General features: G+C 55.4%; 16 protein-coding genes and 1 tRNA gene. 7 read left to right on the top strand and 10 right to left on the bottom strand.

Features of this window, described 5'->3' with window-relative positions; translation table 11 throughout:
• Positions 1-9 precede the first annotated feature (9 nt).
• Complete coding sequence (locus BLR44_RS21360) at positions 10-492, top strand: GAF domain-containing protein (RefSeq protein ID WP_089685968.1); 483 nt, start codon at positions 10-12, stop codon at positions 490-492.
• 4 nt (positions 493-496) lie between these two features.
• Entirely contained in the window at positions 497-1,282 is a 786-nt protein-coding gene (locus BLR44_RS21355; protein ID WP_089685966.1) for a hypothetical protein, read from the top strand.
• Position 1,283: 1 nt separating this feature from the next.
• Here BLR44_RS21355 and BLR44_RS21350 read toward each other — a convergent pair whose 3' ends face one another.
• The gene (locus BLR44_RS21350) at positions 1,284-1,895 is read right to left on the bottom strand and encodes a biliverdin-producing heme oxygenase (RefSeq protein WP_089685964.1); all 612 of its coding nucleotides are present in this window, start codon (positions 1,893-1,895) and stop codon (positions 1,284-1,286) included.
• Between the two features lie 789 nt (positions 1,896-2,684).
• Between BLR44_RS21350 and BLR44_RS21345 the strand changes: the two genes are divergently transcribed.
• On the top strand, positions 2,685-3,068 hold the full coding sequence (locus tag BLR44_RS21345; RefSeq protein WP_143017409.1) for a hypothetical protein: 384 nt from the start codon (positions 2,685-2,687) through the stop codon (positions 3,066-3,068).
• Here BLR44_RS21345 and BLR44_RS21340 read toward each other — a convergent pair whose 3' ends face one another.
• Positions 3,069-4,634, bottom strand: coding sequence for an ABC transporter ATP-binding protein (locus tag BLR44_RS21340; protein WP_089685961.1), 1,566 nt, complete (start codon positions 4,632-4,634; stop codon positions 3,069-3,071).
• Between the two features lie 73 nt (positions 4,635-4,707).
• Between BLR44_RS21340 and BLR44_RS21335 the strand changes: the two genes are divergently transcribed.
• From BLR44_RS21335 to BLR44_RS21325, 3 genes are read left to right on the top strand one after another with little or no spacing between them, the layout of a single operon-like run.
• Entirely contained in the window at positions 4,708-6,474 is a 1,767-nt protein-coding gene (locus tag BLR44_RS21335; protein ID WP_089685959.1) for an ABC transporter substrate-binding protein, read from the top strand.
• A 15-nt stretch (positions 6,475-6,489) separates the two neighbouring features.
• On the top strand, positions 6,490-7,791 hold the full coding sequence (locus tag BLR44_RS21330) for an ABC transporter permease (RefSeq protein WP_089685957.1): 1,302 nt from the start codon (positions 6,490-6,492) through the stop codon (positions 7,789-7,791).
• Positions 7,788-8,978, top strand: coding sequence for an ABC transporter permease (locus tag BLR44_RS21325; protein ID WP_089685955.1), 1,191 nt, complete (start codon positions 7,788-7,790; stop codon positions 8,976-8,978). Before BLR44_RS21330 ends, BLR44_RS21325 begins: the two co-directional genes overlap by 4 nt.
• Here BLR44_RS21325 and BLR44_RS21320 read toward each other — a convergent pair.
• Positions 8,965-10,530, bottom strand: coding sequence for a hypothetical protein (locus tag BLR44_RS21320; protein WP_089685953.1), 1,566 nt, complete (start codon positions 10,528-10,530; stop codon positions 8,965-8,967). The genes BLR44_RS21325 and BLR44_RS21320 overlap by 14 nt on opposite strands.
• 351 nt (positions 10,531-10,881) lie before the next feature.
• Here BLR44_RS21320 and BLR44_RS21315 point away from each other — a divergent pair, with 351 nt between their 5' ends.
• Entirely contained in the window at positions 10,882-11,073 is a 192-nt protein-coding gene (locus BLR44_RS21315; RefSeq protein ID WP_089685952.1) for a hypothetical protein, read from the top strand.
• A gap of 221 nt (positions 11,074-11,294) precedes the next feature.
• Here BLR44_RS21315 and BLR44_RS21310 read toward each other — a convergent pair.
• The 7 genes from BLR44_RS21310 to BLR44_RS21280 all read right to left on the bottom strand — a co-directional run bounded on the left by BLR44_RS21310 (position 11,295) and on the right by BLR44_RS21280 (position 17,705).
• Positions 11,295-11,367: transfer RNA gene (locus tag BLR44_RS21310), tRNA-Gln, on the bottom strand.
• 81 nt (positions 11,368-11,448) lie between these two features.
• Complete coding sequence (locus BLR44_RS21305) at positions 11,449-12,207, bottom strand: SDR family NAD(P)-dependent oxidoreductase (protein ID WP_089685949.1); 759 nt, start codon at positions 12,205-12,207, stop codon at positions 11,449-11,451.
• A gap of 12 nt (positions 12,208-12,219) precedes the next feature.
• A complete protein-coding gene (locus BLR44_RS21300; RefSeq protein ID WP_089685948.1) occupies positions 12,220-13,404 on the bottom strand; it encodes a trans-sulfuration enzyme family protein in 1,185 nt (394 codons plus the stop codon).
• Between the two features lie 91 nt (positions 13,405-13,495).
• Positions 13,496-14,170: a phosphoadenylyl-sulfate reductase gene (locus BLR44_RS21295; RefSeq protein WP_089685946.1), complete on the bottom strand. Its 675-nt coding sequence runs from the start codon at positions 14,168-14,170 to the stop codon at positions 13,496-13,498.
• A 5-nt stretch (positions 14,171-14,175) separates the two neighbouring features.
• On the bottom strand, positions 14,176-14,811 hold the full coding sequence (locus tag BLR44_RS21290; protein ID WP_089685944.1) for a precorrin-2 dehydrogenase/sirohydrochlorin ferrochelatase family protein: 636 nt from the start codon (positions 14,809-14,811) through the stop codon (positions 14,176-14,178).
• 3 nt (positions 14,812-14,814) lie between these two features.
• Positions 14,815-15,573 carry a uroporphyrinogen-III C-methyltransferase gene (gene cobA / locus BLR44_RS21285; protein ID WP_089685942.1) on the bottom strand — a complete coding sequence of 253 codons (759 nt, stop codon included), beginning with the start codon at positions 15,571-15,573 and terminating at the stop codon, positions 14,815-14,817.
• Positions 15,574-15,575: 2 nt separating this feature from the next.
• Positions 15,576-17,705 (bottom strand): nitrite/sulfite reductase, encoded by a 2,130-nt coding sequence (locus BLR44_RS21280; protein ID WP_089685940.1) that lies wholly within the window; start codon positions 17,703-17,705, stop codon positions 15,576-15,578.
• Positions 17,706-17,867: the final 162 nt, after the last annotated feature.

The following is a 17,867-nucleotide window of genomic DNA, read 5'->3' as shown; positions in this document are numbered from 1 at the left end:
TACGCTCTTATGGCTGAATCCTTGTCGGTTACCGGAACCACCCGCGCCGAAAAATACGAAAGTCTCTTGCCCCAACTCGACGCACTGGTGACAGGAGAACCGGACCTGATCGCCAATTTGGCTAACATTGCCGCCGCCTTAAAAGAAAGCTTTAGCTTTTTCTGGGTCGGTTTTTATCTGGTGAAAGAAACGCAACTTGTGCTGGGGCCTTTTCAGGGACCCGTGGCCTGTACGCGTATTTCGTTCGATAAGGGGGTTTGCGGCGCCTGTTATACCCGTCGCGAGATTATGCTGGTGCCTGACGTAGACGCCTTTCCGGGGCACATTGCCTGCAGCGGGGCTTCACGCTCAGAAATTGTGCTGCCGGCGTTTCGGGGCGAAGACGTATTTCTGGTACTGGACATCGACAGCGACCAGTTGAACGATTTCGACGAAACTGACGCACATTACCTCGCGAAGGTGATGCGCCTGATCGAAGGCTTAATCGGGTGACCCGATGCCTCGGATACAACTTTTTGAGTTTGAAGACCTGCCCTGGTTTCCGGATGCCATCCGGACCGGGATGACCGATTTTCTGGATTTTGCCATCACACACCTGAAGGTCTATCAACCTGCCGTGCCTTTGTTAGGTCGCTTACTAGCAACGCAGCATTCTCCGAAGATGGTGGACTTAGGCTCGGGTGGTGGCGGCGGAATCGTCTTTCTGCTCCATGAATTACGCCACCAGGGGCTCGAAAATGTGACGATCACGTTGACGGACAAGTACCCTAATATCGTGGCTTTTCAGCAGCGGGCGCAGGAGGCACCCCACTGTATCGGGTATGTGGCCGAGTCGGTCGACGCCTTGCAAGTACCTTCTTCGCTGGCGGGCGTGCGTACGCTTTTCTCGGCCAGCCACCATCTTACCCCGGAGCAGCTCCAACGCCTCTTGCGCGATGCAGTCCAACGTTGCGTGCCTATCGGCCTGTTCGATGGCGCGTGCGGACAGCCTCTGGAGTGGGGAGCGGCCATGCTGTTGTTAGCACCGGCGGTGTGGGCAGTTACGCCGTTCATCCGCCCTGTAACGTTAAATCGCTTATTTTTTACCTACGCCATACCACTGATTCCGTGTTGTACGCTCTGGGACGGGCTGGTGTCGCTGGGACGGATGTATTCGCCCCGGGCGTTGATGGCGTTGGCTTATGAGGTAGAGCGGGAAGCTTACGTCTGGCAGGCCGGGATGAAAAAGGGCGCTTTCGGCACTCGCATGACCTACCTGATCGGCTACCCGAAAGAGAAATGAGTCAGGAGGCTTTGTTCGGCACCGGCACGGGAACCATCGCAGATTTCCGCAGGTGATTCATCAGGTGCTCCAGACACAGAAACGTATTGATCGCGGCCATTTGCAAGCGAATTTCCTGTTCGGCGGTTAGCGTCGTGTTTTCCAACACTTCCAGAAAGTTGCGCCATCCTGCCCCGAGCGTTTCGCTGGAGCCTTGCAGGTAGAAAAAGTCCAGATCCGTGTGGTACCACGCTTGTTTGCGGATCATTTTGCGAATAACGGCGCCTCCCAGGCGTGAACCTTCCAACACATAGCTGATGCCCAAAAGGTCGGCCTCGTCTTTGCATTCCGGACATCGATATGATTCCTGCTGATGGGGTATATGAAACTGTTTGATCTCCTTGTGGAGTGCGTTGACGTGGTCTTCGATGGGGAGATGGAACGAGGCAGAGGTGAAGTTGGACGACTGGAGGTAAAGACTGGTGTAGAAGGCGTGCATTACCTGTAAAAAAAACTGATACTCTTCGGGATGAATCCTGCGGTGCGTGGCAAACTCAGGGAAGAAAGATTGTTCGAGATGGTGATGCAACGCGGTGGTTACGCTACGAAGTTGTGAAAGTCGTGCTGTAGACATTTTAGATCGATTCAATTCCCAATAAAATACCCTGAGCTTCCTCCTAAGTCTGTTGGCCGACGGGTAGATAAAAATGGACTAAGCGTGTGACGATGCGCTGGCTAGAGTTTGCTGCTTAACTAAAGTGAGGTGGGATAGCAAATATAAGCGACCGCCTTGGATGAACACACAAAGCTTAACAAATTTTACAAATAGTCATTAAGTGACCTGCATCATACCGACGGTTGCCGCTTCTGCCGGTTGAGCGACAGCACTTACTTCGGTAGTGCTTCCGAGGTGTGTTCTGTTGAACGTACGTAATGTGTCCAAATCGGGATTCAATTGTCTAAGATTCGGGCAGTTCCTTCTGCAAAAAACAGGCGATTGTAGAAATTTTTTAAGGAATTATGGTATCCATCGCCTATGTTTTCATGTTACTTTTTAGGGGATCTGTGTTGACTATATTCGCTTTTAATGCCTATATGAGCGAGTTGATACCAAGAAGGTAGCCAGATCCTATGTTACTATTCGGGAAAACTGCTCAGCCTATTCGTACCGAGTTCTATACTTTTGAATCATCAATCACGACGTAACTGCCTTTTTTGAGCTCTAGCAGAACAGTGAGTATGATGAAGAATCGTATTTAAACGTAAGTGCATGACCGAAGCACCAAATCCTCAGGAGAATCTTTTGATCGGAATCTTGGGCAATGAGGGAGCAGGAAAAACGTATACTTGGAATCGTATCTTCCAGGGGAAAATCAAGACACAAGCCGGGTATACGCAGCTTTTTTTTAACGATTGCGAGTATGTGAATGTAGTGCTTCTCGATCAGTTACCCACCGATCGCGAGGCAACAGAGCAGTTCACGCAGGAGCGTATCGTTTTATGTTCGTTGCCCTACCGCCAGTCATCGCAGCGCTTTATGCAGTATTTTATCGAGCGGCGGTACCATTTATACCTTCACTGGCTCAATCCAGGGTATTTTGATTCCAGCCAAACCCCCATTTTCGATACGCTGGGCTTTATTACGCAGTGCACGACGACCCGATCGGTCATCGGAATTCGTAACGGCAAGCTGCCCGCCAAAAACCGGGTTAAGGAGATGCGTACGTTCATTTACGACTGGGCCAAAGCACGCAACCTGATTCGCCGGAAGGCGCGCTCGCGGAACCAGATCGTGCGCATTTTGTAATTACAAGGTCGCAGTCCACTCCGATTGGGCCAGCAGCATTTTCCAGCGCGGGTGCTGAGGCGTGGCAAACATTTCGTTCACATCGCCTTGTTCTACCAGACGCCCCTGGTGCATGACCCAGACACGATGCGCCATGTGATAAGCAACGGGCAGGTCGTGAGTAATCAGCAAGAACGACATGCCGCGCTGTCGCTGCTCCTGCTGAATCCATTCGATCATGCGTTGCTGCGTAGGCTGGTCTACTGCTGCAAAGGGCTCGTCCCCAATCAATACATCAGGTTGTACTAACAAGGCGCGTAACAGGTTCGTACGCTGCAATTGCCCGCCCGAGCACTCGTGCGGGTACTGGTCCAACAGCGATTCCGGCAACGCAAGGCGGTGCATGCCTTCGGTAATGCGTTCTAGCCGTTCAGACGTTGTGACACCAATCTGGTGCAGTTGCATCGGTGCTAAAAGGGCCTGGCGGAGCGTATGCCGGGGATTGAGCGCGCGGTAGCCGTCTTGTAGTACGGCCTGCGCCCACGACCGACGCTTGCGTAGCTGAGTAGGGGGTAAGGTCGACAGCGGCTGTGCCTGCCACCAGACTTCGCCGGCCGAAGGCGGCACTAACCCTAACATCACACGTGCCAGCGTACTTTTTCCACATCCCGAAACACCCGTCAACGCCACCGTTTCGCCTTTGTAAAGCGCACACGAAAATTCTTCCAAGGCATTGACCGCCGGTGCGCCTGCGCGCTGACCCACCGAGACGTACACCTTGGAAACGCGTTCTGTTTTCAGCAGCACTTCCGTGGTGGGTGCTGGCGTACGTGGCGCAACAAGAGTCGCACTTTTTGAAGTGAGCGGACGCAGACGACCCTTCTTCAGTTCGTACAGCCGGTCTGCACGGGTGCGCATCGTCGAGAGGGCATGGCTGAACCATAGCACAGAAGTGTGTTCCTGATGACAGCGCGCCCGTAACAAATCGAGCACTTCGGTTTGCGTAGCCGCGTCTAGCGCCGAGGTCGGCTCGTCTGCTAACAACAGGCGCGGATGCCTGGCCAGCGCCAGGGCCAGTCCCACCCGCTGCTGCTGTCCCCCCGAAAGTTCGTGAGGCCAGGCTTCGTAGATCTTACGGGGTTCTGTAAATTGCACTTGCTCAAGAAGTTGCAGTGCTTCGTCAACCCATGCGTCGGGGCGGTCCGGGCGATGCAGCCGTAAGGTTTCCAGAAGCAGGTCACCGCACTTTCGGACGGGCGTCAGCGCAGCGGCCGGATGCTGAAACAACATCCCGATGCCGATTCCGCGCAGGTCGGGCCAGCTCTGGTGTGGCGTAAGCTGTCTTACGGGACGGGTACCGTCTTGCCAGCTCATACTACCGGTCCATTGCGCATTGGCGGGGAGTAGGTCCAAAAGCGTGTGTGCTAATGTTGATTTTCCGGCGCCCGATTCTCCCGCGATGCCGATAATTTCTCCGGGGTAAATTTCCAGGTTGATTTCATGCAGTACTGGAAAGGTGCCCGCCGGCATACGGTAGCGAACGGCAAGTTGATCGATACGAAGCAGCGGACGAGAGGCGCTTACCATACTTTTGGACTACAGAACGGTATATTCTTACAGAGACACAATAAGTTATCTGTATCTTTATTTATTAGTACTCATGCAGAGCCGCGTAAAAATAACGGATCGGATCGTAGGCATCGCCAGTCTGATGGGCTGGGTAAGCTTGCTTTGGCTGTGTGCTTGCCAGCCAGAAGAGCGGTCGCTGGGGCAGGTCAATATTCATTTGCCGGCCGATCCCGGAAAGTTAAATCCGTATCAGTATACTAGCAGCAACGCAGGCGTGGTGGTCAACCACCTGTTTCAATCGTTGTTGGGACTGGACCCGGTATCGCAAGAGATTTTGCCCGTATTGGCCGCGCGTCGCCCCTCCATCGAAACCCGCGATACACTCACCTATATTCATTACGAAGTACGCCCCGAAGCGCAGTGGGACGACGGTTCTCCCATCACGGGGTGGGATGTGGCCTTCAGCCTGAAGGTGATCCGCAATCCGCTGGCCGACCTGCCCATCCGGCGTAGCCTGATCGAGTTTATCAAAGACGTGCGTGTCGATTCTGCCAATGCGCGTAAGGTAATGCTGGTATGTCGCGACGAACCCTTGTTGCTGGAACTGACCAGTGGCGATTTTGACATTGTGCCCGAAAACCGGTACGATTCTACGCATACCCTGCGGACGCTAAGTCTGGAATGGCTGGGTAACCTCTCGGATACAACGGGCTTACCCCCCATTTTGCACCAGCTGGCTCGTAATTTCGATTCGGAGGTATGGGCGCAGACGTCGCCAGATCTGGTGGGAAGCGGACCTTATCAGCTGTCCCAGTGGGATGCCGACCAGCAACTGGTGCTGGTTCGAAAGCCGCATTGGTGGGCCGACCGGGTAACGCAGCGGAACGTATGGCTGGAAGCCATTCCGGAGAAGATCCGGTTCCGGGTGATCAGCGATTATGCAACGGCTGGGGTGGCGCTTCAGAATGGAAAGCTCGATTTTATCCGCGGGGTACCGTTCGCACAGTTCGAGCACTTGCAACGCGATCCGCGCATGCGGGCCAAATTTGATTTTCGTACGCCGGCTATGTTTGGATACAACTTCGTGGCCATCAACCACCAACACCCGCTGTTACGCTCACGTCTCACGCGGCAGGCGCTGGCCTATCTGGTCGATTACGACTATCTGCTCAACACGATTCAGCAGAAGATGGGGCGGCGCACCAGTGGCCCTTATGATCCGGAACGACTCGACGGCGAAGTTGCAGTAAAGTACCAATACGATCCGCAAAAGGCCCAGGCGTTGCTTCAGCAGGACGGTTGGTGTGACCTGGACCGGGACGGCGTGCTGGAAAAAGAAGTAAACGGGCAGCGAACCCCCTTCCAACTGGTTTACAAGTACAATGCGGGTAATGAACAGCGGCGGGCGGTTGGTATCCTGTTGCAGGAAACGGCCCGGAAGGTGGGCATCGACATTCGGGTACAGGCCGAAGAGTGGGGGAAATTTACGCAATCGCTGGCGTCCGGCGATTTTGGATTGAGCGGCGGCTCGTTCTCGTTTCATCCGGTTGCGAACGACTACACCCAGATTTTCCACAGTGAGTCGATTGCCACCGGGGGAAACTATGTACACTACCGCGATACCCTCACCGACCGGTTGCTGGATTCGATTCGCTACGATGCGGGCGAACCGCACCTCGATTGCCTGTACACGCGTTTGTATCACCGAATTCAGGACGAAGTGCCCCTGATTTTTTTGGACGTGCCTTACGACCGCATCGTGGTGAGTAAGGCTTATACCAATACCCACATTACGGGCATGAGCCCCGGTTGCTGGCCCGCTGCGTTTACGCCCGCAGAGCAGGCAGCGGCTAATTAAGTTGAGCACGATTTCATGATGATGCGCTACCTGCTTCGCCGTCTGTTTACGTTCATTCCACTCCTGCTTCTTATTTTGTTGGTTAGCTTTTATCTGGGATTGCGTACGCCGGGGGGCGCGGCGGAACAGCGCTTGTTCGAGCTACGGCAGGTGATCAACACCAACACGCTCAGTCCCTTGGCTACCGAGGCCATCCGCCCACTGTTTTACGTGAGCTTCGGGGTATGGGCCGAGCCCGATACCCTGTATCGTCTGATCGATCCCGTAGAACGCCGTGCTGCCGAACGGTTGCTGTATCGCTACGGCAACTGGACTGAAATTCAGCGATATCGCGCGTTGGTGCATCAGGTAGACGACCCGGAGGTGCGCTTGGCGTTGCGGCAGGCATGGGACCCTGCGACGATTCATGCGTTAGTGCAGCACTCCTCAGGCCGAACCTTAGTGCCACTGGCCGCTGCCTGGCAAGCGGTGACCCAACGGGCAACGCCCTGGAAGACCTACGTCCCCGTGTTGCACTGGCATGGGCTGGATAATGCGTACCACGCCTGGTTAAGCGACCTGCTGCAGGGCAACTGGGGCACATCGCTCCAAAGCCGCGCGTCGGTGGGCAGCCTTATCGGTAGGGCATTGGCGTGGACCATGGGCATGGCCTTGGCGGTGCTGCTCATCAGCCTGGCGCTTGCCATTCCGCTGGGGGTGTATCTTGCAACGCATCCGCATCATCCGCTACGCTACCTGCTCGATGTCGCGTTGCATGTCCTCTACGCAGTGCCTAACTATTGGGCCGCCACGCTGTTAATCTGGCTGTTAAGTGCGCAATGGGGATGGTTTCCGGCCTTCGGAACCGGATTGGAAGCGGACGATTCCTGGGGAAGGCAATTTCTCTCCCTGATGCATCATCTGGTGCTTCCTTTGTTTTGCTGGGCACTGCCGGGCGTCACGTATCTAGCTAATCAAGTGAAAGCAAGCATGCAGGAAGCATTGACACAAGACTACGTAAAGGCCGCCTCGGCGCGGGGCTTGCCGCCTACCTGGGTGGTCTGGCGACATGCCCTACGGACCGCTTGGTTGCCGATCATTACGTTGGTAGGGCAAATGCTCCCTGGGCTGATTGGCGGGTCAGTCGCCATCGAATACATTTTTGCCCTGCCCGGGATGGGGCGCCTGGCTACCACGGCCTTCTCGTACCGCGATTATCCACTGATTTATGGCCTTACGTTGTTAATTGGGATGGCAACAGTGCTGGGTGTGCTGGGCGCTGACCTGTTGTATTATCGGGCCGATCCACGTTTGCGTCAGCCCTCCTCACTTTCATGAAGAGGATAACCGCTACTTGGCATTGGTACGAGTGGAGCGCCGCGTTCTTTCTCATGGCGCTGCTCAGCACGGCCCTGCTGGCCGATTTTGTGGCGAATCCGCAACCCTTACTGGTGGTAGAAGAAGGTGCGTGGCGCTTTCCTGCGTTTGAGCAGCCCCAGGCCTCGCCGGAGCCGTCGTCCGAGGCTTTTGTAATGCGGGCCCCGATTCCATACGATGCCCAGGCCATCGATCGTGAGGCAGGAATGTACCGGTCGCCTGCGGAGGGAGCCGCCCGCTACCATTGGCTCGGTACGGATAGCTTTGGTAGAGATGTATTGGCCGGCCTGGTCTACGGAAGTCGGATTTCGTTGTTCGTCAGTCTGGCAGGCATACTGATCGCAACGGGAATTGGGGTAGTCTTGGGAGGGCTGGCAGGATTCTGGGGCGAATGGCGCCTGGCACGAGCAACGTTACTCTCGGGTGCCCTGGCCATCGTATTGCTCTTCTTCTATGGTATTTACCGCCTGCGCTTTGTCTGGTTCGACCTGATTTCTCGTGAGTCGTCTGTTGCCTGGGGAGAGTGGGGCACCAGCCTGGCTTTGTGTGTGGGGTGCGGGCTCGGTTGCTGGGGACTGGGGCGGTGGTTTCAGCGCTTTGCGTGGGGAAAACGCCCCTTCAGCATACCGGTCGATGCCCTCGTGTCCCGGCTGATCGAAGTGGTCATTGCCATTCCCAAGCTCTTTTTGCTTCTCGCCTTCGTCGCCATTTTTCCAACTTTCCTTTGGGTATTGCCTGTGCTGCTGGGGTGTACCGGGTGGATGAATTTGGCCCGTCTGGTGCGCGCTGAGGCGTGGGCGGCCCGCCACACGGGTTACGCCGAGAGCGCACGCATGCTGGGGTTTTCGCAGACGCACATTTTTTTTCGTGAGGTGCTGCCCAATTTGTGGCCTACCTTAAGCGTGGCCTTGGCCTTCGGTACGGCCGAAATGCTGCTGTTGGAATCAACGCTGGCATTTTTGCGGATCGGGACCGATGCTTCGGCGGCCAGCTGGGGCGCGCTTCTGGCCGAATCGCGCAGTCAGCCTGCGGCTTGGTGGTTGGCCGTCTTTCCGGGGTTGTTGATTTTCCTGACCATCGTTTCGCTGCGAACGCTGGGTGATGCGTTAGGACGCCGCCACCGGCGCTATGCCCTCAGCGCACCGTAACGCCCTGCGCAAATTGCTGCCGGCGAAACAGAATGTCGGTTTGGTTGTGTTGCAGGCGCTCCAGTACAATTTCCCATAATTTTTCGTAAGGGATAATCTCGGCGGCATTCTGATTGGCTACGTCCAGGTAGTTGCGTAACTCTTTCAGTTGGCGCACATAGCGGTCCGTTTTCTGGCGGGTGTTTTTAGGGTTAAACCCTTCGCGGATCATCACCTCCAGCATGCGGACAAATAACTGGCTGCGACGATTTTCCGGGCGACGCAGATACCGCCCCCGGTACAGCGCCAGCGTGTTGATTTTGTCGTCGACGGCGTCCAGGTCACCCTTTTCCAGCAACGAGAGCAACTGCACAATCAACAACGCTACGTTATAACCCGCCTTGTCTTTGTGGTGCTGCGGAATTTCGTTGATGAAACTTTCGCGTTGCCGGGGCCGCGCATTGGCCGCGGGCGGCGGGCTACTGGTCTTTCCGATGAGTTCCAGATAATAGCCATACGCAGCGTAGACCATGAAATTTTTGCGGAGTGTCAGCGACTGCTGGCGGAATTGCGGATGGCGCACCACCAGGCGTACCAGCTTGTTGAAGCGGTCGTATTGCCCAGCTTCGGCGGTGAGACTCAGGTAGATACGTTGGAGAACAAAGTAATTGTAAGTACCATCGCGTACGTAATGAATCGAGCGATTGATGGCCTTTTCGGCCAGATCGTACTGTTTCAACGAAGAATATGCGCTGGCCCGCGTCAGTAAGATGTTGAGCATCAGCCCTTCGCTGATAAAATGCGGATATTTGTTCAGGAAGTCTTCCCGGGCCTGCTGTATTTCCAGCAGCTTCTCGTACTGGAACGTGGCCGTGTAATAGGCCGTCTCCAACATAAGGTAGTTGGTCGTCAGGCGGTAGGTAGGGTACTTCTGGTGCAGGGGCTTGAGTTCGTCGGCGTACGTGCGGAACATGGCCGTCATTTCGGGCGAATAGCTCACGCTGCGTACCATCCGTGGGATGGTGCGTTGGTACAGTTCCATCGAGCGTTCTTCGGCGCTCAGCACTTGGCTGGCTTCGGCCGCTATTTGGTGGTACCTGTCCAGAAGCGTTTCGTTGCCCTGGTGGGCGTAGATGTACCGCAACAGGCGCGCTACTTCGTAGATCACCTCGTAAATCTGCGCGTGTTGTGCCTGCCGGAGGGTTTTGCGTAGCAGCTTTTCGGCGCTCGGAAAGGCTTCAAAATACGTCAGCAAGCGACAGAAAAAGAGGGCGCGGTGGCATTGGTAGCTAAAGCGGGCATAATCTTTCAGTTGGGTCGCATCCAGGGTGAGGAGGGTGTTTTCCAGCTTATCGGTCAGGCGCGACTTCAGCATTTTGTAGCGCGACGACCCTTCGTTGCGGCCGTAGATAAGTCGCTCGGCTTCTGCATCGCTGCGCACTTGTTGGCTGGCGATGGCATGAAACAGGGTATTTAGCTTGTTTTTCTGGCGGAGGTTACCCTTCGTAAAGAACTCAAACTGCCCAGCAATGTGCTGTGTGACAATCTCCGTAAGCTTGTGTAAGTAGTTCATTTCGAGGGACTAACCAGCAGATTCTGTCCTAGTAAGAATCGAAAGAAAATGAGGAGGATTTTAACCTAGAACCATGTTATGCTAAAGGTAACGAGATAACTTATTTTGATCTTTTTTTTATGGGCGTTGGTCGATGAATCGGATATTTTTTGAGGTAATTATGATGCAAAATATGTGACTTTTTTTGCGGTTTTGACAGAAAAAATACCCAAATATTCTTAAGAAGTGAAGTTTTGCACTCTAAAAGTTGGCCAAAATTCATGTTACAAAAAAAGAAAACTGATATATATCCCCGGGCTAAAGGCTGGTTCTTTGTTGTCAAGAAACAACAAAACAAAAACAGATACAGCCATGATGGAGTTAATGATCAGCTTTCTTCTTTCAGCTAACGTTCTTACAGCCAGCGATTTCCAAGATGGAGTTTGCCTCCGCACTGACGAAGAAATTCTACAAATGCTCGAGCAAGTAGAGGGAGAAGAAGAAGACCAAAATCTGTTGGCAGGTGGGGGCGGTATCGTCGTAACGACCTGGCCGGTTGCATAACCACACACACATTACATTTCATAGTTTTTCATAGGTGTAACCAATAAGTGGGTTAGCAAGGATGTAACAACGAGAGCCAACGGTGTTGCCTCTGTACGACCACTGAAATTACACAGCCCTTTGAGTGTAGCCGCTCAAAGGGCTTTTTTCTTTTCAGCGCGTGGTATGCTTTGTTGCAGAGGGGCTATAAAACAAAAAACCCGCTGAAAAGCGGGTTTTTGTTGACCGACCAGGGCTCGAACCTGGACTCTTCTGAACCAAAATCAGACGTGTTGCCAGTTACACCATCGGTCAATGCTCTTGTGCTCTTGGCAAAAGCGAGGGCAAATATAAGGCACATTTCAAATGTCCGCAACCCACCCGCCGAAAAAATCCTCAACGAATATAGCTGCCTGCATTGAGATCGAACGTACTGCCGGTCGCGTGGTCGGCTAAACCACTGGCCAGAAGTACAGCCAGCGGTGCAATGTCCTGAGGTTCGGTTAGGCGGGGGAGGGCAATATCATTCAGGGCGAACGCTTCTCCGTATTGGTCCATAAAATCCTGTGCCATATCGGTCCGCACAAACCCCGGTGCTAACGTAAACGCTTTGATGTTCTGCTTGCCATACGCCCGTGCCAGCGAGCGCGTCAGGGCCACCACGCCCCCTTTAGAGGCTGCGTAGGCCAGGTAATCGGCCGTGTCGCCGCGGAATGCCGCGCGCGAAGCCATGTTGATGATCCGTCCACCTTCAGGACGTTCGGCGAAATGCAGAACCGCTCGTCGACAAAGCAGCGCGACCGCTTCGAGGTTGATGCGTTGCGTAAAGCGCCATTCGTCCAGCCAGCGCGCTTCCTCTTCGGCAAGGGGGGCACTGACGGCCACACCGGCATTGTTTACCAAAACATCGATGCGCCCGAAGGTCGTTACGACCTCCTGAAAGAGACGTGTTGTAGCGCGGGCGTCGCCCAAATCAGCGCGAAAGGCTTGTGCGCCACCACCCAGCGTTTCCGCCAGCGCGAGGGCCGATTCCTCTCGATAATAATGGACGGCGACCTGCGCACCGGCTTGCGCCATCGCCTCGGCGATAGCACGGCCAATGCCCCGGCTGGCACCGGTCACCAACACCCGACAGTTCGTTAAATCGATGTTCATGCCGCGCTGCCGTTACCGGACTTCCGAGGCGACCTTGCTTTTTTCCAAGGCCTGTTCCAGGTCGGCGATAATGTCGTTCGGATGTTCCAGGCCCACAGAAAGGCGTACGAGCCCTGGCAAAATGCCGATGGCCTGCCGCTCCTCTTCGCTGAGCTTCGAGTGGGTAGAAAAGGCCGGGTGAGTAATGATGGTACGGGTGTCGCCTAAGTTAGCGCTCAGGGAAATCATCTGTCGGGCGTCGATAAACTGACGGCAACGTTCCAGACCACCGCGTACGGTCAGGGTGATGATGCCGCCCCCCGCTTTCATCTGCCGCCGTGCGATGTCGTACTGCGGATGAGAAGGCAAAAACGGATAGTTTACGCGCTCCACTTCCGGATGGTCCTGAAAATGTTCGGCGATGCGCAGGGCATTGTCACAGTGACGGTCCATGCGGACCGCCAGCGTTTCCAGGCTTTTCGAAAGCACCCAGGCATTGAAGGGCGCCATCGAAGGCCCTGTAGCCCGGCAAAACTTGCGCACTTCGGCAATAAGGTCTTTCCGACCCGCTACCACGCCACCCAGCACGCGGCCCTGGCCGTCGATAAACTTCGTGGCCGAGTGGGTGATCAGGTCGGCGCCGTAATGCGCGGGTTGCTGCAGGTAAGGTGTGGCGAAACAGTTATCGACGTTAAAGATCAGCCCATGTTTGCGGGCGAGCTCGCCTGCCCAGGCCAGGTCGATCACCGCCAGACCAGGGTTCGAGGGCGTTTCCAGAAACAGCATCTTGGTATTGGGCCGAATAGCCTTTTCCCAGGCTTCTGGCTGTTCCGGATGTACCAGGGTAGCCGTGATGCCGTAGCGGGGCAGAATTTTCGTCAGGATGGTTACCGAAGCCCCAAACAACGCACTCGACGCTACAATGTGGTCGCCGTTTTGCAACAGCGGTGCCAGACTGGCAAATACCGCCGCCATACCGGAGGCCGTCGCGAATGCGTCTTCTACGCCTTCCAGAAGTTTGATCTTTTCTTCGAATTCGCTGCTGTTGGGGTTCGAGTAGCGGCTGTACATGTGGCCTTCGTACTCCTCGGCAAACAGCGCCCGCATTTGTTCGGCATCTTCAAAGATAAAACCGGACGTATTGTAAACAGGCGCAGAATGTTCGCGGTGCTGGGTTCGATCCAGCTGGGTACGGATGGCTCTGGTTTCGAAATTCATAAGTACACTACCGATCTTGTGAAATACAAAGGTAGACCCAAGCCAGCATTTCCGGCGAAAAAAGAATCAGAAAGCAGAGGCATTGCTACCCTCAGGCCACCATCGATTTTTCGACCGGTGCGTGCAGACCGCATTCGATTTTACCCTTGCCCGCCCAGCGTCCCGAGCGGCCCGTGCCTTGTTGGGTGCAATGCACACAGCCGATAGAATGGTAATCTTTCGCCTGAAGGGGGTGGGGGGGCAGGCGGAAGTACGACGTATAGCGCCGCACGTCAGCCTCGGTGCTGTTGAGCACGGGGTGAAACTTAATGATGTCGTTCTGCTCAAAAATGTTGAGCTGCTCCCGCAGCGGAGTCTGATAGCCCATCACGCCCGATACCCACACTTTGTGGCGCATTTTGAGAGGAGACAGCGTATCGTTTTTATTGACCGAGCAGCAGAGGTCCGGGTCGTGCGCCCAGGTTTTGTTCTCGCGCGTGTAGGCATTCAGGTGCTGATCCGGGCGCAGCGAGATGATGTTCAGGTTGAGCTGATCCGCCAGTTGGTCGCGGTAGGCCAGCGTTTCCGGGAAGTGATACGTGGTATCGATAAAATAGATCGGCTGTGTAGGGCGCACGCGTTGAATCAGGTGCAGCAGATAAGCCGACGTAGTGCCAAACGAAGAAGTAACCAGTACTTCGCTTTCGTCAAAATGACGATACAATTCCTGCATCCGCCGCAGCGGGGAAAGGGGCTTAAAAATCTCGTTCAGTGACGAAATATCCATAAAAGTCAATTAGTTTCAGGCGATGACTCGGAAGACGAACCCGTCTTTTGCTCCGGGGCAGGGCCGGTTTCCAGCAATTGCGCTGTCAAATCGTTCAACTGTTTTACTTTATCTTCAAAGTCACCGCTCAGGCGATCCCGAACGGCTTTCAGGTGTTGCAGCAAATCCGGAATTTCTTCCGGTAGCACCTCTTCGAGCATTTGCCGAAAGCGCTTCGCGAACGTGGGCGACTGACCATTGGTCGAAATGGCGACTTTCAGGTTGCCGCGCGTCACGATACTACCCAGGTAGAGGTCGCAGAGGTCGGGCGTGTCGGCCACATTAACCAGCATGTTGCGGGCATGGGCCTCTTCCCGAATCTGCACGCCCATTTCCCGGATGCCCGTCGCCACAATCACCAGTTTATTCCCCTCCAGGTCGGAAGGCTGGTAAGCCCGCCGCCGCACCTCGAGATGAGGATACTGTTGCAGCAACTCCTCTACCTCGGCCGAGACTTCGATGGCGACGACCGTAATGCGGGCGTTAGGGCTGCTTTTCAGAATGAAAAACAGCTTTTCGTATCCCACCGGCCCGGCACCTACGATGAGCACCGGTACCTGATCGAGCTTCAGAAAGACGGGGTAGAGTGGATTGGCAGTCATCGTTCAAGCGGGTTGTGCGTACGAAAGGGCGTACTCCAGGGTAAATTTGGGATGAAGCGCCACCACCTGCCCAAAGACCAGAATCGCCGGTGAGCCGATGCCTTCAGTTTGCGCGATCGAAACGATCGTGTCGACCGTGCCCAGTATCACCCGTTCGTCGGGTAGACTTCCATTTTGGATGATCATCACCGGAAGGTCGCCTTTGCCGCGGGTGCTGAACTGCGCCGCAATTTCGGTCAGCTTGTTGACGCCCATCAGCACGATGACCGTTGCCGACGAGCGGGCTGCCAGGGCAACGTCTTCCGAAAGCGTACCGGCTTTTGTCGTACCGGTCAGCACCCAGAAGCTTTCGTTCACACCCCGGCAGGTCAGCGGCACTTCTTGCAGGGCCGCCAGCGACGTCGCGCTGCTGATCCCCGGCACTACCGAGACCTCCAGTCCGTGCTCGCGTGCGTAGGTCAACTCTTCGTGACCGCGCCCGAACACAAACGGGTCACCGCCCTTCAGCCGGACGACATGTCCGTATTGCGTCGCGTACTGAACAATCAGGCGGTTGATTTCCTCCTGCGCGAGGTAATGATGACCCGCACGCTTGCCGACAAATACTTGGTGCGCGCGGGGCGACACGTACTCAAGCAGGTCAGGATGCACCAGCGCGTCGTACAGCACCACATCGGCCTGTTGCAGCGCGCGAACGCCCTTCAGGCTGATGAGTTCCGGGTCGCCTGGTCCGGCTCCGACCAACGTGAGTTTCTTCTGCATGCTTACGCTTTGTAATAGTGGTTGATGACGGTTTTGTCGAGCTGACGCTGACGTACTTCCTGGGTATGCTCCAGAAAGGCCCGCGCGTCGCTTACGTACTGCCGCGCAAAAGCTTCTTCGGGCTCGTGCTGGCTGATGCGCTCGGCAAACGCTTCGAAGTTGCTGGCCGAACCGGGCAGCACAAACTCGCCTTGTTGCACATAGTGCGCGTCGAAATCTTGCAAGATGCCCTTCTGGGTATTGCACGAAACGTCTTTCGCCAGCAGAAGGCCTTTGGCACCGATTACCAGCGACGTGTAAGCGTAGTACAACGCCTCCGCCCACGATTGCTCGGCCAGAGTTTTCTCGGCCCGCACCAGCTTCTCTTCGGCGTCGCCCAGAATACCACCGACTACGTCGTACGAAATACCGGCGCACTCGCCCGTCCCGATTTCAGGTTGGAACAAGGCTTCTTCGCCCCAATCACGGAAAGCTTCTTCGTCTTGCACGTCCAGTTCCGCCAGAGGCTTCAGCAGGTGATAAAAGTGCATTTTGCCCAGCCGCTGAAAATAATCGTTGAAGTATTCTCCACCCTGGCGATCTTCCTGGAAGCCATCAAGCAAACGACGGATCACTTCCGGAATGCGCTTGGTCGGCACTTTCACGATTTTCTCGGCGATGAACCCACGTCCCTGCGGGTCGACACCGCCGCCCAGAACCACCTGCATGGCCGGGGCCACCAGGCCTCCTTTTTTGATGGAGCTTCCGTGGAAACCGATGTTGGCCGCCATGTGCTGACCGCAGGAGTTCATGCAACCGCTGATTTTGATGTGGAGGTTCGGCTCACCCACCAGTTCCGGGTATTCCTGGCGAATCACTTTTTCCAGTTCCACCGTCAGGCCCGTGCTGTTGGTTACCGCCAGATTGCAGGTATCGGTTCCGGGGCAGGCCGTTACGTCTACCAGGGTATCGAAGCCCGGGTCGGCAAATCCTAATTTGTCCAGTTCGCTGTATACATACGCCAAGGCTTCGGGGCGGACAAACCGCAGCAACAAACCCTGGTTGATGGTGATGCGGATGTCGTCGGCGGCGTAGTTTTTCACCAGCTTGGCCAACGTGCGGGCCTGCTCGGCCGACACATTACCCAGCGGCACTCGCAACTGAATGCCGTAGAAACCGGCTTGCTTTTGACGATAGACGTTGCTCTCCAGCCACTGCTGGTATTTCTGTTCGTCGGCGATTGCTACTTCCGGAATGGCCTGACGCTGCGCCGGGAGGGCCGTCGGCACCAACTGCCGATCAATTTTGTAGGACTTGTGTTTCAGTGAAGGTTTTTGTTCCTCGACCAGTTCGAGGAAACGCTCCAGCCCGATGTCCTTGATCAAGAACTTCATCCGTGCTTTGTGGCGCTTCGCCCGCTCGCCGTACCGGTCAAATACCCGCAGGCCCGCTTCCATCAACGGAATGATCTGATCTTCTTCCAGAAACTCATACGCCGTTTGGGCCATGATGGCCTGCGCGCCCAGACCGCCGCCGATCACCACTTTGAAACCCCGGATTTCGCGGTCGCCGACGTGCTTGACGCGCGGAATAAACCCGAAATCGTGGAAGTAAGTGAAGGCAGAATCGGCTTCGCTCGACGAGAAGGCGATCTTGATCTTACGGCCCATGTCCTGGCAAATGGGGTTACGCAGGAAATAGCGGAACGACGCTTCTACATACGGCGATACATCAAACGCCTCTTCCGGATCGATGCCGGCGTGAGCCGACGCGGTGAAATTCCGCACGGTGTTGCCGCAGGCTTCGCGGGCCGTAACGCCTACCTCCGCCAGCTCTTTCCAGATCGCGGGGCTGTCGGTTAGCTTTACAAAGTGCAACTGGATGTTCTGACGCGTGGTCAGGTGCAGGTTGCCATTCGTGTAGTGCTCCGAAATGTCGGCGAGGCGCGTCAGTTGGTGGGACGTGATGCGCCCGTAGGGCAGCTTGGTCCGAAACATCTGTACGCCCAGTTGCCGCTGGCCATAGACGCCGCGCGTCAGTCGGTACGCCTTGAATTTGTCTTCAGGAATCTGCCCGTGCTGAAACGCGTCGATTTTCTCCTGCAATTCCAGGATGTCGGTACGGTCAGCGGATGAAATATGATCGAGTTCCATGAGGATGAGTTATCGAGAATTAAATAAAATCAGAATCAGGAAATAAGCGGATTAGAAGGCCTGGACGCCGTTGACGGTGGTGTACTTCAGGGAGTACTTCTTGTCGGGGAACACCCGGGCAAAGGCACTCTGGGCCATCAGGGCCGCCTCGTGAAAGCCGCA

The organism is Catalinimonas alkaloidigena (assembly GCF_900100765.1).
Classification (GTDB): Bacteria; Bacteroidota; Bacteroidia; order Cytophagales; family Flexibacteraceae; genus Mooreia; species Mooreia alkaloidigena.
The sequence above is the reverse complement of the archived record's forward strand: the minus strand, read 5'-3'. Positions and strand labels throughout refer to the sequence as shown.

Coding starts and splice junctions, on each gene's coding strand:
- BLR44_RS21360 (WP_089685968.1), top strand. CDS start 10: ATGGCTGAATCCTTGTCGGTTACCGGAACCACCCGCGCCGAAAAATAC.
- BLR44_RS21350 (WP_089685964.1), bottom strand. CDS start 1,895: ATGTCTACAGCACGACTTTCACAACTTCGTAGCGTAACCACCGCGTTG.
- BLR44_RS21295 (WP_089685946.1), bottom strand. CDS start 14,170: ATGGATATTTCGTCACTGAACGAGATTTTTAAGCCCCTTTCCCCGCTG.
- BLR44_RS21325 (WP_089685955.1), top strand. CDS start 7,788: ATGAAGAGGATAACCGCTACTTGGCATTGGTACGAGTGGAGCGCCGCG.
- BLR44_RS21300 (WP_089685948.1), bottom strand. CDS start 13,404: ATGAATTTCGAAACCAGAGCCATCCGTACCCAGCTGGATCGAACCCAG.
- BLR44_RS21330 (WP_089685957.1), top strand. CDS start 6,490: ATGATGATGCGCTACCTGCTTCGCCGTCTGTTTACGTTCATTCCACTC.
- BLR44_RS21355 (WP_089685966.1), top strand. CDS start 497: ATGCCTCGGATACAACTTTTTGAGTTTGAAGACCTGCCCTGGTTTCCG.
- BLR44_RS21305 (WP_089685949.1), bottom strand. CDS start 12,207: ATGAACATCGATTTAACGAACTGTCGGGTGTTGGTGACCGGTGCCAGC.
- BLR44_RS21320 (WP_089685953.1), bottom strand. CDS start 10,530: ATGAACTACTTACACAAGCTTACGGAGATTGTCACACAGCACATTGCT.
- BLR44_RS21340 (WP_089685961.1), bottom strand. CDS start 4,634: ATGGTAAGCGCCTCTCGTCCGCTGCTTCGTATCGATCAACTTGCCGTT.
- BLR44_RS21280 (WP_089685940.1), bottom strand. CDS start 17,705: ATGGAACTCGATCATATTTCATCCGCTGACCGTACCGACATCCTGGAA.
- BLR44_RS21315 (WP_089685952.1), top strand. CDS start 10,882: ATGATGGAGTTAATGATCAGCTTTCTTCTTTCAGCTAACGTTCTTACA.
- BLR44_RS21335 (WP_089685959.1), top strand. CDS start 4,708: ATGCAGAGCCGCGTAAAAATAACGGATCGGATCGTAGGCATCGCCAGT.
- cobA (WP_089685942.1), bottom strand. CDS start 15,573: ATGCAGAAGAAACTCACGTTGGTCGGAGCCGGACCAGGCGACCCGGAA.
- BLR44_RS21290 (WP_089685944.1), bottom strand. CDS start 14,811: ATGACTGCCAATCCACTCTACCCCGTCTTTCTGAAGCTCGATCAGGTA.